Below are 12414 nucleotides of genomic sequence, written 5' to 3' on the forward strand. Positions count from 1 at the left end.
TCAAATTTCAACTTTTTAACCATCCGGTAATTCCTGAATTTTAGCGGCCTCAATGAAGAAAAATTTCATGCCTGCCAGCTAAGCTTTATTTTTCAAACAACATCTTTGTAATAAAGTCTTTTTCTCCCCTTCCTCTTGCCGGAGAATATTCCCTTCCGTAGTAAATAATCTGGAGGTGAAGCTTGTTCCAGACGCTTTCAGGCCAGATGGACTTTGCATCTTTCTCTGTTTCTACCACATTTTTTCCGGATGTCAGCTTCCATAGGGTCATCAGCCTGTGAATGTGCGTATCTACGGGAAAAGCGGGAAACCCAAAGCCCTGGCTCATCACCACGGAAGCCGTTTTGTGCCCGACGCCCGGCAGCGCTTCCAGCTCTTCATAAGTCTGTGGGACTACTCCATTGTGCCTCTCCAGTAAAAGTTCGGCCATTCTCTTAAGGTTCCTGGCTTTGGTATTCGATAGCCCGATTTCTTTAATCAGCTCCCTGATTTCCTCCACTTCCAGCTCAGCCATCTTTTCAGGTGTCCCGGCTACTTTAAAAAGATTCGGTGTTACCTGGTTCACTTTTTTATCTGTGGTCTGGGCAGAAAGTGCAACTGCTACCATTAAAGTAAAAGGATTGGTATGGTCCAGCGGAATAGGAACTTCCGGATACAGTTTCTCTAATTCCTGCTGAACAAGTGCAGCTCTTTGCTTTTTTGTCATATAACCGTTAAATTTGAACAAAATTAAAGTATTATGCTGAAAGCAGGAGACAAATTACCAACATTTGAAGGAATTAACCAGGATGGAGAAACCATACAGTCTGAAAACCTGATCGGAAAAAAATCCGTTATCTTTTTTTATCCTCAGGCCGGTACGCCTACCTGTACGATAGAGGCATGTAATTTAAGCGACAACTATGCCCTGCTTGAAAAAGCAGGATTCCAGCTGTTGGGCGTAAGCGGAGATTCTGTTAGAAAGCAGAAAAATTTCCACAGTAAATTTGCCTTTCCTTATGATTTAATTGCTGATGAAAACCGGGATATTATTGAGAAGTTCGGGGTGTGGCAGGAGAAAAAGACATTTGGGAAAACCTATATGGGCATTGTGAGAACGACTTTTATTTTTGATGAAAAAGGAATATGTGTCCGGGTGATTGAAAAAGTAACTGCAAAAACAGCCGCCGGACAGATTTTAGAAGGATAATTTTAAGTTCTTTGAATTGTAAGAGACCGAAACAGGTTATTTAAAATTTAGAGTTTAACAGTTTTTACCGTTCCGGAAGTATCAGCAAAATTTTGCATTGCTGGAATCCTTCCGGAACGGCAAACGTGATGGTTCACTTAATCAGCTATTGAGGATTATTATCCCGTTTCATAGTACATCAGTTCTTCCGGATCATCAGGGATATGAACAAACTTCTGAAATCTTAGTCCTAATTTTTCGATCAGTTTTTGGGAAGAAAAATTGTCTTTGGTGGTAATGGCAGAAATCTTCTGTAGCCCGAAATCATTCATACCGATTGATTTTACTTTTAAAGCTGCTTCATACGCATACCCTTTTCCTGTAAATTCATCCAAGAGAGAAAAGCCGATGTCAACAATGTCCAGACCTTCTCTTTCAAAAATCCCTACTCCGCCGATTTTTTGATGCCCTTCTTTGGTAATTATCAGGTAATTGCCGAATCCCAGTTTTTCAAACTGTGGGAGAAACCTGTTTCTGATATAATTTTCCGCATCGGAAACCGTTTTCAGATTCCGGTCTCCGATGTATTTAATAAATTCAGGCCTGTTATAAAGATCAAGGATAAATGCTCCGTCTTCCACAGACATCGGACGGATGATCAATCTTTCCGTTTCATACAATTTATCTGCGTTTTGTGGATCTGGCTGGTTTTTTAGGCTCATCTTTCGGTTCTTCTTTTTTCTCGATTTTCAAAAGCCTGGGGTTATTTGTACATCTTTTATTGTAAAGTTCAATGTAAGGCCCATTATCCTTTACATCCACAATATCACCGGTCGCCTTGCTGATCGTGAGTGTAAAATGCTTTTTCTGATATGGACATTCTTTTGAAGTCAGCTTCCCCAGATCCAAATGATAAAAAGACCGGTCTTCATGGTAGTTTCCTGCCATATCTCTAAAGTCTTCATCTATGATGTAACCGTCTGCTGCCGCAAAAGCTGCCGCATCCTGAACATTATCTATCTTACCGACAAATTTTCTAAGCGCAGCCAAATCTGTAATATATTGGGTATTGCCACCTGAAGAATAAATAATATAATAAAACTCATCATCTTCCGCAATCCCTATATTGAATCCTGAAGACTGGGGAACATAATTTTTTATAACTCCGGTCTGCTTTATGACATTGTCTTTTCCGTAACTTTTATGAATCAGCATCCACGTGTCTGTTTTCATATCCGGAACTATATTCTGAAGAATTCCGGAAACACTGTAAAAATGAATTTTTAGCTGGGCATAAGAAAATACCCCTGTAAAAAGCAGAATACATATACTGAATTTATATATTAAGTTTACCATACTGTAAAAACGCAGAATGCAGTGAATTATTTTACATGAACTTGTCTCCTTTTTTTAAATTTTTCAGATCCAGAACATAATCCTTGATCAGCTGGTCATTATCCAGAGGACAGATCAGCAATGCTTTATCAGTATCCACGACAATATAATTTTCCAGTCCGTCAATAATTACGGCTTTATTGGTATTTTTAAGCCGTATTACATTTCCTGTTGAATTGTAGGTAAGAATCGGCTGTCTGGTTTGTACTGCGTTCTGGTTATCATCTTTATCTGCATTCTCATATACCGAGGTCCAGGTTCCCAGGTCGCTCCATCCCAGGTCGGCAGGGATTACATATACATTTTTCGCCTTTTCTAAAATACCGTTGTCAATAGAAACTTTCTGAACTTTAGGATAAATGATCTCAATACAGCCCTCTTCATTTTCGGTATTGTATTCGCAGGCCATAAAATGCTGGGTCATTTCCGGAAGGTACTGCTCAAATGCATGTTGTATGCTTTTTACATTCCAGATGAAAATCCCGGCATTCCACAGGAAATCACCGCTCTCTAAAAAGCTTTTTGCTATTTCCAGGATTGGTTTTTCCGTAAAGGTTTTTACTTTATAGTGAGAAGAATCATGCTTGTCTACAAACTGGATATATCCATATCCTGTATCAGGCCTTGTCGGGGTAATCCCCAAGGTAACAAGATATTCATGTTCAGCAGCAAGATCGAAGGCAAGTAATGCTTTCTCTAAAAAAACATCTTCTTTCAAAATGAGATGGTCTGCAGGAAGAACAATCATAGTGGCATCCGGATCAATCTCTGCAATTTTATTAACCATGTAAAGATTACAGGGTGCCGTATTTTTCAGTAAAGGTTCGCCTACTATATTTTCTTGAGCAATTTCAGGCAGCTGTTGATGAGTAAGCTCTACATATTCTTTGTTGGTAATAACGAATATATTTTCATCAGGAATGATTTTGCTGATCCTGTCATAGGTCTGCTGAATCATGGTACGGCCTACTCCTAAAATATCCTGAAACTGTTTAGGAAATTTCTGCGTACTCATAGGCCAGAATCTACTGCCGATTCCTCCCGCCATAATCACGCAATATCTATTTGATTTTGACATTATTAAGTGCATTTTTCTACCCTTGCTAAAGGCTTGAAAGAGTATTTCCTTCCTGTAGCCAGGTGTCTACAAAGATAGTTTTTTTTAATAAGACCTTCCAATAAATACTTTTCATTCCGGTACGTAAAGAGGTCTCCTTTTGTCAGGCTCTCAATAAACACATGTTTATCATCCTGATTTTCAATATGAAAATATTTTACCAGATCAGGGCTCGCCATGAAATTGGCTTTGGGAGATTTTGAAAATTTTATAATAATAGGCCTTAAGTTTTCTTCATAGACAGTAAGGCTTTGCAACAGCATCTGCCTGAAGGTTTCTTTCCATTCATTTCCATGGGGAGCTATTTTCCTGCCGTATTTCTCAAAAGCAATAAGATGTGCCAGTTCATGGGTCAGCACAAAGAAAAAAAGCTGCGGAGCAAGAGTGGAATTGACGGTGATCTCATGGGAACGGTCCGGGAGTTTCCGGTAATCCCCCAGTTTAGAGTCTCTGTTCCGGGTAACTTTGATATGAATATGATAATCTGCAAACCATACCTTTAAATATTGAAGCGTATTCTGCGGCAAATATTTTTCTAAAGACCGGATGGACATGCTATAAACTTAATGGAATTCCTGAATAGAAGTTCAGCAGTTTAAGGCTGAACAGATAATTAAATTTAGACTGGGCTACAGATCCCTGCGCATTGGCATAGTTGTTTCTCGCTACATTTACATCATAAATGGTCGTCCTTCCTGCTGCGTAACTCTTATCCGCAAAATCCAGAGACAGCTTTGTGCTTTTTTCGGCCTGAACGGCAGATAAATAAATTTCATAATTGGCATCAACGTCAAACTGGGCTTTCTGAACATTCTCCCTAACTACCTGCCTCTGCTGCTGCATGGTGACTTTGGCAATACTCTCATTTAACCTTGATTGCTCTACCTGAAGCTTTGTAATGCCTTTATTAAAAATCGGGATATTTAAGCTCAAACCACCCTGCTGACCGAAATTTTCTTTATACTGCGGAAAAAATCCGCCTTCCTGAATGTAAAAAAGCGAACTTCCTACATTATTTGTATTCAACAGGTTATTGTAGAAGGTTCCGATGCCGACGCTTGCCGTTAAGGTTGGCCAGAAAGCCGTTTTCGTTACTTCCGTCTGTGCTTCCGCTGATCGTATCCTGCTTTCCGCCGCTTTAATCTGCGGCTGGTTTTCATAAGCTGTCGTCAGTACCTCATCAACAGATTTCAACTGAGGTGCAAGCTGATCCGGGACATTTACATCTTCAACATCAAAATCTTTATATTCCTGAAGCTGCAGCAGCTGGGCCAAAGCGAATAAGCTTCTGCCTACATTGATTTCCGCAGTTTTAAGGTTTTGTTTTTCCCTCGCCAGTCCTGATTCTGCTTCTGCAAGAATGGTTTGTGCCGTTGTTCCTACGGTAGTGGTTATTTTTGCCCGGTCATACTGCTTCTGGGCATTTTCTACAGCAGACTGGGAAATTTTTACAATTTCCTTGTTTAAAAGTGTTGTTAAATACTGCTGGGCGATCTGCAGGGAGATATCATTTTTAATGGTTTCAATATCGTATTGGCTGGCTTCTACATCAAATTCCGTTTTTCTGATGGCTTTTTCAAGCCTTCCGTTATTGTAGATCAGCATATCGGCACTAAGGTTGGCATTGTTGCTGTACCTGTCATTCCGTATACTTCCCGTCCCTAAAGAAGCCTGCCCGAAACTTACGCTGTTCCCGAAATTTCCGGAAACGGACGGCAGGTAGTTCCTCTTTGCAATGCTGAGGTTGAGATCCTGGATTTGTTTTGAATATTCATTTTGGATCACCTGCAGGTTATGCGTGGTGGCATAGTCTACACATTCTCTCAAAGACCATTTTTTCTGGGCATTTACAGCCAGGCAAGACAATCCCAAAATAATAGCCAAAACTCTTTTCATGTTACGCTTTTTCATAATTAGACGAACCAAATATAAAAAAGTTACAGTTTCAGGAAATTATTGTTTCATATGTATGAAACTTTTGAGAATTTTGTACCATGACAACCGAACAATATCAGGAAGCTATAGAATGGCTTTTCGTACAGGCTCCGAATTACCAGACGGACGGGCAAAAAGCCTATAAGCCCGGATTGGATAACATTATAAGGCTGTGTGCGTTTTTTGGAAATCCTCAGGAAAAAATAAAATGCATCCATATCGGCGGTACCAACGGCAAAGGCTCTTCAAGCAACATGCTGGCTTCCGTGCTTCAGGAACAGGGATACAACACGGGATTATACAACTCACCCCATCTTATCGATTTTACAGAGCGAATTAAAGTAAACGGCAGAAACTGCGACAAAGAATTTGTATATCAGTTTATTCAGAAACTGAAAAACCTTCCGGATGATATCCAGCCTTCTTTCTTTGAGTTTACCACCATCATGGCTTTCGAATATTTCAGTCAGCAGCACGTAGATTTCGCGATCATTGAAGTCGGGCTTGGCGGAAGGCTGGACTCCACTAACATCATCCATCCGCTGATTGCCGCCATTACCAATGTTCAGCTGGACCACCAGAACATCCTGGGCGACACGATTGAGGAAATTGCCGGAGAAAAAGCCGGAATTATCAAATATGGGGTTCCTGTAGTTTCCGGGGACGAAAATGAAACAGTGAAAACTATTATTAAGGAAAAAGCGGAAAAAGAGCATGCTCCTTTTATTGATGCCGCTTTATTAAAGACAGATTTAAAATCTGACCTGGAAGGGAACTACCAGAAAAAAAACATCAAAGTGGTTCTGGCTTTAATTCATGAGCTGAAAAAAATGAACTACTCCATTTCTGATCAGCGTATTGAAAACGGACTTTTAAACGTTCATAGAAATACAGGATTTATAGGCCGCTGGTTTGAATTTTCAAAGCGCCCGCTTACCATCTGCGATACAGGGCACAACCAGGCAGGCCTGGAATATGTTTTTGATCAGCTGAATTCCATCGGCCGGCATAAACATGTGATCCTGGGCTTTGTCAATGATAAAAAAATTGATGACGTAATGAAAATCTTACCGGAAAATTCTGACTTCTATTTTGCGAAACCTTCTATTTTAAGGGGAAGGCATCCTGAAGATTATGAAGATTTGCTCCGGGAAGCAAAAATTTCCTATAAAATTTTCAATTCCGTACAGGAAGCATATCTGTCTGCAAAAGAACGATGTACAAATGAAGAAATGATTTTTATAGGAGGAAGTAATTTTGTTGTCGGAGAATTTTTAGAAAAAAATTTGGAGATTTCTGAATAAGTCGTATATTTGCACCACTCTAATCGAGGAAACAAGATAGTGGGGCTCTTAGCTCAGTTGGTTCAGAGCATCTGGTTTACACCCAGAGGGTCGGGGGTTCGAATCCCTCAGGGCCCACTAAAAAGGATACTGAAGCCTTTAAAAAAATTTCAGGGCTCTTAGCTCAGTTGGTTCAGAGCATCTGGTTTACACCCAGAGGGTCGGGGGTTCGAATCCCTCAGGGCCCACAAAATCTCTCAGGAAACTGGGAGATTTTTTTTGTTATTGTCTTTAAAACCCGTCATCCTTTTTATTTAATGACTATTTCTTTAAATTTGATGAGCCAAGCATAATGTTGAAAGAAAAATATTTTCCATGGACATACTGATGTCAAAAAAAGAGATCCTCAGAGGACTCAACAGTCTCAGAATACAACCCGACGGTTTATCACAAAGGAAATATGGAGTTTCTGTAAAATATTTTTTCGGTAACGAACATATTCCTGAAAAAAGAATCGATTATGAAATCGCTGTCGATCTTGAGCTTGAACATCACAGAGGCATTCTAACCATTCATAAGGACCATATTTTCTATAACCGGCACGAACCAGACGGCATGAATGAGATTTTAGGAAACGCTATTTCCAAGGCATTCTATCCTATCAGAACACATCTTAACGAAAAGGGATTAACCACAAATGAAATCCTCAACCACGAAGATATAAAACAGCGTTGGGAAAAAGAAAAAGCACTCATCCTTGAAAAATACAGCAGCGGACCCCTGGACGATTTCTTTTTCGCAGCTGATGAAAAAATCAGCAACAGGTCCGGACTGGAACAAAGCCTGCAGTTTGACTGGTTCTGGAACTTATTTTTCCATCCGAAGTTTATCAATTACGGAGAATCAAGAAAAACAGAGACCGCGTTATTTTTACCGGTCATCCCCTATCAGTTCCCATTGAGGTTCCAGGGAATTCAGACGATCAATAAAATTCCTACAGATTACCATTCTTTCATCATAGAATTTGAAAGTCAAGAAGAGCCGGCACACCCTTGGTTTATTCCTGAAAATGCTGTGCATTCAAATTACTTTATGACCCTGAAGGTTATTTTCGATTTGGATGTATATCACCATTTTCCAATGCATATCCGTGCAGACTTTGATGTATTCTCAAGAGACCCTACCGGAAACAGGAATTTAATCAAAAAGATAAAATACACCCAGTTTCAGCAGAATACTGACGGGTTCAGATTTATGAAACTAAGTCCGGGAAGCCCTTTTATTACCGGCGGGCTTGTGGTTTCAGAACCTAATAAATGGGGGTTTTACAAAAATAAATATGAAAATGACTGGTAAAATAAAAAAACACTAATTTTACACACCACACAAATCAATTAATATGTCTTTAAAAGAAAAAGTAGTACAGGGAGCGCTATGCCAATGTCAGTTTGGTACTACTCCGGACAAATTAAAGGTACTAACCCAAAAAAAATATTTCGTAAACGACTTGAACGGAAGTTCAAAACTGGCTGCCACCCACAAAGATATAGGTGCCACTTTTGAGAAAAACACGTTCGGACCCTGCAAAAAGCAGAATAACAAGCCCTGCAACGCCATTGTCACCGAATGGAGCGGATATTATGAAAAGGAAAAATATTCACCGCCAGACGGCTATATCTTGCTTCAGGACAGCAAAGCGACCTGCCCTATCGGCGGAAAAGACTGCATCAGCATCATCAAAACCGGACAGATGGGCGAGCCTTCTCAGAACAATATAAAAAATGCTGATGGAGATCTCCAGTCCCACGTCAATACTGTCATTGATATGAGAAATTACCAGACCAATGACACTTATAAATTCGGGTTTTAATGGGAACAGCCGGTATAAAAAAAGCTTTAATTAAAGAGCCTAAACAGAATGTAAAGCAATACGGAACAGGATTTATCGTAGAGCTGGGGCATTCCCAAAACACTTTTACGGCTTATATAGACAGAACCTGCCTCGGAACAGGAACTCAGAATCCAGATAATACCATCAGCAGCGTAAAATGGTTTCTGGTGAGAGAACATATCTGGAAGGCCTATAAAGCTCTTTATCCTACATTGGGACCAAATGATTTTTTTGAAACTTTAAAGACGCAGACCCAGGATCATAAGACTTTTGAGGGAAACAATAAGGAAATAAGTATTGGAGATATTAAAACTTCTAACGGAAATGTTGGCGTTATATATCTGTTGATCCCTTTCAGCGTGTATCCTGAACTGGATGGTGTAACGGCGCTAAGGGTTGTGGCATTAGACCGGCCCCAGGTTTTATACTGCCATTTTAAATTTCCTTCAGGCGGTTATCTTCCTTTACAGAATACGGAAAAGAAAGCTGCCTACGGCCAGACCGTACAGGTAGAAATATACACCCACCTGCTGCCGGATTTCAACAACAGGCTGGATAAATTTGTTTTTAATGTAGAGTTGCTTAACAAAGGAAAAGTGGTTGCCTTCCAGAAAGATGTGGAAATTACAAATCCCGGACAGTTTGTTTATAACGGAAGAAAATCCGTACGCTTTTTCCTGGACCCTGAATGGCAGAAAAACCATAACGGTGAAAAGCAGGATGAGAAATTTTACCTTAGATTAAGCGGCATTATAGGATTTACCGCCCCCGTTCTTATCTCTGCTGATGCACAGCGAACTACAGGGGAATATGATTCTGAGCTCGCAACCTCAGACTGGTCTAGGCTTGAACACGGAAAATGGGTATATGATACGTCCAGGGAATTACTGGTTCCTTATGATACAATGAGCTCTATGATGGGGCAGTTTGAAGTTCAGAAAAATAATCAGATCCAATACATTGGGGACATTCGCTATACCAAAAGAGAATATGACCCCTGCGGGTATTCAAAAATTACAGTAAAAGATGATGACGATGCGGAAAGAGACCCCTTAATACTGTTTGATGAAGAAGATACCAAAAATCCGATAGACCGTACTTCGCAGGTTTTTTCCATACTCGGAGGGGATACGAGAAAAAATATTTCCATTACGCTGGATAAGCTTTCCGTAAAAGACGTTTTCTGCCAGGGCATACTGCTTGAAGAAGGGCAGAAACATAGCGTACAAACCAATGTTTTCCAGGTCGATAAAGTATTTTCAGCCCAAAGAAACACTGCAGGTTTTATAACACAGGAAGACAAAACACATTCCCAGCAGCAGAAAGATGCCGGAATCACAGTCACAAACGAGAACAGAAACGACACAGATGTTTTAAGAACCAATCAATCCTACAGCCCTTCTGCTGTACAGCACTGGCAATCCGGCGTAGATTATAAATTCTCAGGCGACAGTAAAATTATCCTTATGCTCAGGTATATGTATAATAAAACGGTGCTTGAAAGATACACAAGCGGTTTATCTGCAGATGTCATCAATAACCTTTGGCTTTTCAATTATTTTGTCCTGAAGGAAAATATGGCTCAGACCTATTTCCTCCCCGTAAGCACCTGCAGATATCCTAACCAGGTTGCCAAAATAAAAGTATATCCCAATGTAAGCTGGACATTCCATCTTAATTACGGAATGAAAAATCCACTTTATTACAGGGATACCTGGGTAGAAATGCGTCAGCACAGGGTTGAAGATGCCGTAAATAAAGCACAGGCAGCAGATATTGAAGGGTATAACGGGGATGTCCAGACAAAATTCAGTCTGTCTGTAGAGGCAAAATGGAACGGTTCAGAAACGGCAAAACTTGATCAGAAAATATCTGAAAATGTCAAGCTTATTGTAGGAAAGTTCATTAAGATTAAAAAGTTCGTAGATAATGTTACCGGGAAAGACAGAGGAAATTCTACAGACGGAATGAATGCAAGCCTTATGGCACGGGTCCGCAGAACACCGCTCACCATAGAAATCCTTTCCCCTCAACTGGCATTTGGTGCCGGATGGGAATATAAATTCGGAAGAAAGGAAAAAGGGGAAGATAATATTTTAGTTCCCAGTTTAGGACTGGTTGCCAAGGCAGATCCGGCAATAGGCGCTGAGGCAACCATAGATTTAATTGCCTGGGGGAAGAAACTGCACCCGGCTGCCGAAGCCGTGATCACAGCTTTGGACCTTCTGGCATATGCGGCCAATGCAGAAGTACGGTTTGACCTTAAATTTTTCGGGAAGCTTATTATTCAGGGAAGCGTAGAATTCAGCAGGTTAAAAAAAGAAGGAGAATTAAAAGGTGTAGGAGAATTTGGTTTCAGCTTAACCTTATCCGCTAAAGCGACAGGAAAAGTGAAGGCCATTATTTACGAAGTAGATTATGATTTCGAGGCAAAAGCTGAAGGAAAGGGATATTTTTCACTAGGGATAAGTGCCGGCTGGGATGACAATAAAGGATTATACCTACAGCCTATAGTAAGGCATTCAGGGATTAAAATTACCTTGACCTATAAAGCAAAATTCGGAAGTACGGAAAGGGAAACCACGGAAGAATTTGTAATTATTAAAGAAGGAAAAGCCGAAGATATTGACACAAAATTTTATTTGAATGATTAAAAAAGGCATATACATAATGATAACAGCAGCATCCTGCTTAGGTTACAGCTGCTCACAAAACAATAATAAAAAAAGCATTCCTCAGGCAAAAAAAGAAAACAACATGGCATCATCACAGGCAGATCAGAAAGTAAACTCATTTTCAACGCGTCCTTATTACAGTGTAGATTTTGATAACGGGGACAGCGGCTGTCAATTTGAAATATTCGTCAATGACATTCCTGTTGCCAAAAAAATAGGAATAAGCGGTGCCATGACCTCATCTGCACCCATTAATTCCTGTATTTTAAAGAGTGGAAAACAAAAGCTTAAGATAAAACTGTACCCTAACGTAGGAAAAGACCGGATTACGGTTTCAGGAAAAAATTCCTCCCCTTTCTCATTAGCTGTATCTTACCGTAAAGATGCATGGAACCACAGTGACATAAGCGAAGTCTCTGTTTTTAAGATCCCTGCCATTGTAATTCCGGAATCCGGACTTCCTTATTTTGAAAAAGAATTTGAATTTGAGGCAGAGGTCCCTTATCAGTTTGAAGGTTGGGCAGATTCAAAAGATCTGACGAAAATCCCGGATATTGATGAAAAAGTGATGAGCAAGTATGAAGAGATCCGTAAACTCCTGACCGCAAAAAATTACACCGCCTTTGCTGCTATGAAGCACAGGAAAGATACAGAAATGAATACTTCCTTTTATTTAAAGCCGAACGAAATTACAGAAGGGGATGCATTTGACAGAGAAGCTTTTACAGAGAAAAATGCAGAAGTCCAGCCTCTTACCAATACAAAAGTTACCTTTTACGGAGACGGCAGGCTGGTAAGTTTAGAAGATCCTAAAGATAAAGGCTCTGCTTTAAGGACAAAAATAAAACATGTTTCCGCAGACGGCAAAGTGAAGGAAGAAGTTATAAAATTCCCAATTTTATTCCATATTCCAAAAAATTCAGACAAACTTGAAATCATACGGTAAAAAG

Annotated in this window: 12 protein-coding genes and 2 tRNA genes; 8 read left to right on the top strand and 6 right to left on the bottom strand. The window is 40.0% G+C overall.

Annotated features, from left to right (window positions below; translation table 11 throughout):
* Positions 1-85: 85 nt before the first annotated feature.
* Positions 86-706 carry an endonuclease III gene (locus SD427_RS18420; protein ID WP_320559242.1) on the bottom strand — a complete coding sequence of 207 codons (621 nt, stop codon included), beginning with the start codon at positions 704-706 and terminating at the stop codon, positions 86-88.
* A 33-nt stretch (positions 707-739) separates the two neighbouring features.
* Between SD427_RS18420 and SD427_RS18425 the strand changes: the two genes are divergently transcribed.
* Entirely contained in the window at positions 740-1189 is a 450-nt protein-coding gene (locus SD427_RS18425; protein ID WP_320559243.1) for a peroxiredoxin, read from the top strand.
* A gap of 158 nt (positions 1190-1347) precedes the next feature.
* On the opposite strand, the gene SD427_RS18430 is transcribed toward SD427_RS18425, so the two are convergent.
* The 5 genes from SD427_RS18430 to SD427_RS18450 form a co-directional block, all read right to left on the bottom strand.
* On the bottom strand, positions 1348-1890 hold the full coding sequence (locus tag SD427_RS18430) for a GNAT family N-acetyltransferase (RefSeq protein WP_320559244.1): 543 nt from the start codon (positions 1888-1890) through the stop codon (positions 1348-1350).
* Entirely contained in the window at positions 1850-2401 is a 552-nt protein-coding gene (locus tag SD427_RS18435; protein WP_320559245.1) for a hypothetical protein, read from the bottom strand. Before SD427_RS18435 ends, SD427_RS18430 begins: the two co-directional genes overlap by 41 nt.
* Positions 2402-2555: 154 nt before the next feature.
* Positions 2556-3641 carry a mannose-1-phosphate guanylyltransferase gene (locus SD427_RS18440; protein ID WP_320559246.1) on the bottom strand — a complete coding sequence of 362 codons (1086 nt, stop codon included), beginning with the start codon at positions 3639-3641 and terminating at the stop codon, positions 2556-2558.
* Positions 3642-3643: 2 nt separating this feature from the next.
* On the bottom strand, positions 3644-4234 hold the full coding sequence (locus SD427_RS18445) for a SprT-like domain-containing protein (RefSeq protein WP_320559247.1): 591 nt from the start codon (positions 4232-4234) through the stop codon (positions 3644-3646).
* A 1-nt stretch (position 4235) separates the two neighbouring features.
* The gene (locus SD427_RS18450) at positions 4236-5576 is read right to left on the bottom strand and encodes a TolC family protein (protein WP_320561064.1); all 1341 of its coding nucleotides are present in this window, start codon (positions 5574-5576) and stop codon (positions 4236-4238) included.
* A 98-nt stretch (positions 5577-5674) separates the two neighbouring features.
* Here SD427_RS18450 and SD427_RS18455 point away from each other — a divergent pair, with 98 nt between their 5' ends.
* The 7 genes from SD427_RS18455 to SD427_RS18485 all read left to right on the top strand — a co-directional run bounded on the left by SD427_RS18455 (position 5675) and on the right by SD427_RS18485 (position 12410).
* Complete coding sequence (locus SD427_RS18455) at positions 5675-6919, top strand: folylpolyglutamate synthase/dihydrofolate synthase family protein (protein WP_320559248.1); 1245 nt, start codon at positions 5675-5677, stop codon at positions 6917-6919.
* Between the two features lie 42 nt (positions 6920-6961).
* Positions 6962-7036, top strand: a tRNA-Val gene (locus SD427_RS18460).
* Between the two features lie 35 nt (positions 7037-7071).
* Positions 7072-7146: transfer RNA gene (locus SD427_RS18465), tRNA-Val, on the top strand.
* 127 nt (positions 7147-7273) lie between these two features.
* Entirely contained in the window at positions 7274-8254 is a 981-nt protein-coding gene (locus SD427_RS18470) for a hypothetical protein (RefSeq protein ID WP_320559249.1), read from the top strand.
* Positions 8255-8297: 43 nt separating this feature from the next.
* Entirely contained in the window at positions 8298-8768 is a 471-nt protein-coding gene (locus SD427_RS18475; protein ID WP_320559250.1) for a DUF4280 domain-containing protein, read from the top strand.
* Positions 8768-11443, top strand: coding sequence for a hypothetical protein (locus SD427_RS18480; protein ID WP_320559251.1), 2676 nt, complete (start codon positions 8768-8770; stop codon positions 11441-11443). The genes SD427_RS18475 and SD427_RS18480 overlap by 1 nt, the downstream gene beginning before the upstream one ends.
* 16 nt (positions 11444-11459) lie before the next feature.
* Positions 11460-12410 (top strand): hypothetical protein, encoded by a 951-nt coding sequence (locus SD427_RS18485; protein WP_320559252.1) that lies wholly within the window; start codon positions 11460-11462, stop codon positions 12408-12410.
* Positions 12411-12414 lie beyond the last annotated feature (4 nt).

The sequence above is a fragment of the Chryseobacterium sp. JJR-5R genome (assembly GCF_034047335.1).
Lineage (GTDB): Bacteria > Bacteroidota > Bacteroidia > Flavobacteriales > Weeksellaceae > Chryseobacterium.

What these genes read in the sequence shown, in the direction of transcription:
- SD427_RS18420 (WP_320559242.1), bottom strand. Translation starts at nt 706, where the DNA reads ATGACAAAAAAGCAAAGAGCTGCACTTGTTCAGCAGGAATTAGAGAAA.
- SD427_RS18425 (WP_320559243.1), top strand. Translation starts at nt 740, where the DNA reads ATGCTGAAAGCAGGAGACAAATTACCAACATTTGAAGGAATTAACCAG.
- SD427_RS18430 (WP_320559244.1), bottom strand. Translation starts at nt 1,890, where the DNA reads ATGAGCCTAAAAAACCAGCCAGATCCACAAAACGCAGATAAATTGTAT.
- SD427_RS18435 (WP_320559245.1), bottom strand. Translation starts at nt 2,401, where the DNA reads ATGAAAACAGACACGTGGATGCTGATTCATAAAAGTTACGGAAAAGAC.
- SD427_RS18440 (WP_320559246.1), bottom strand. Translation starts at nt 3,641, where the DNA reads ATGTCAAAATCAAATAGATATTGCGTGATTATGGCGGGAGGAATCGGC.
- SD427_RS18445 (WP_320559247.1), bottom strand. Translation starts at nt 4,234, where the DNA reads ATGTCCATCCGGTCTTTAGAAAAATATTTGCCGCAGAATACGCTTCAA.
- SD427_RS18450 (WP_320561064.1), bottom strand. Translation starts at nt 5,576, where the DNA reads ATGAAAAGAGTTTTGGCTATTATTTTGGGATTGTCTTGCCTGGCTGTA.
- SD427_RS18455 (WP_320559248.1), top strand. Translation starts at nt 5,675, where the DNA reads ATGACAACCGAACAATATCAGGAAGCTATAGAATGGCTTTTCGTACAG.
- SD427_RS18470 (WP_320559249.1), top strand. Translation starts at nt 7,274, where the DNA reads ATGGACATACTGATGTCAAAAAAAGAGATCCTCAGAGGACTCAACAGT.
- SD427_RS18475 (WP_320559250.1), top strand. Translation starts at nt 8,298, where the DNA reads ATGTCTTTAAAAGAAAAAGTAGTACAGGGAGCGCTATGCCAATGTCAG.
- SD427_RS18480 (WP_320559251.1), top strand. Translation starts at nt 8,768, where the DNA reads ATGGGAACAGCCGGTATAAAAAAAGCTTTAATTAAAGAGCCTAAACAG.
- SD427_RS18485 (WP_320559252.1), top strand. Translation starts at nt 11,460, where the DNA reads ATGATAACAGCAGCATCCTGCTTAGGTTACAGCTGCTCACAAAACAAT.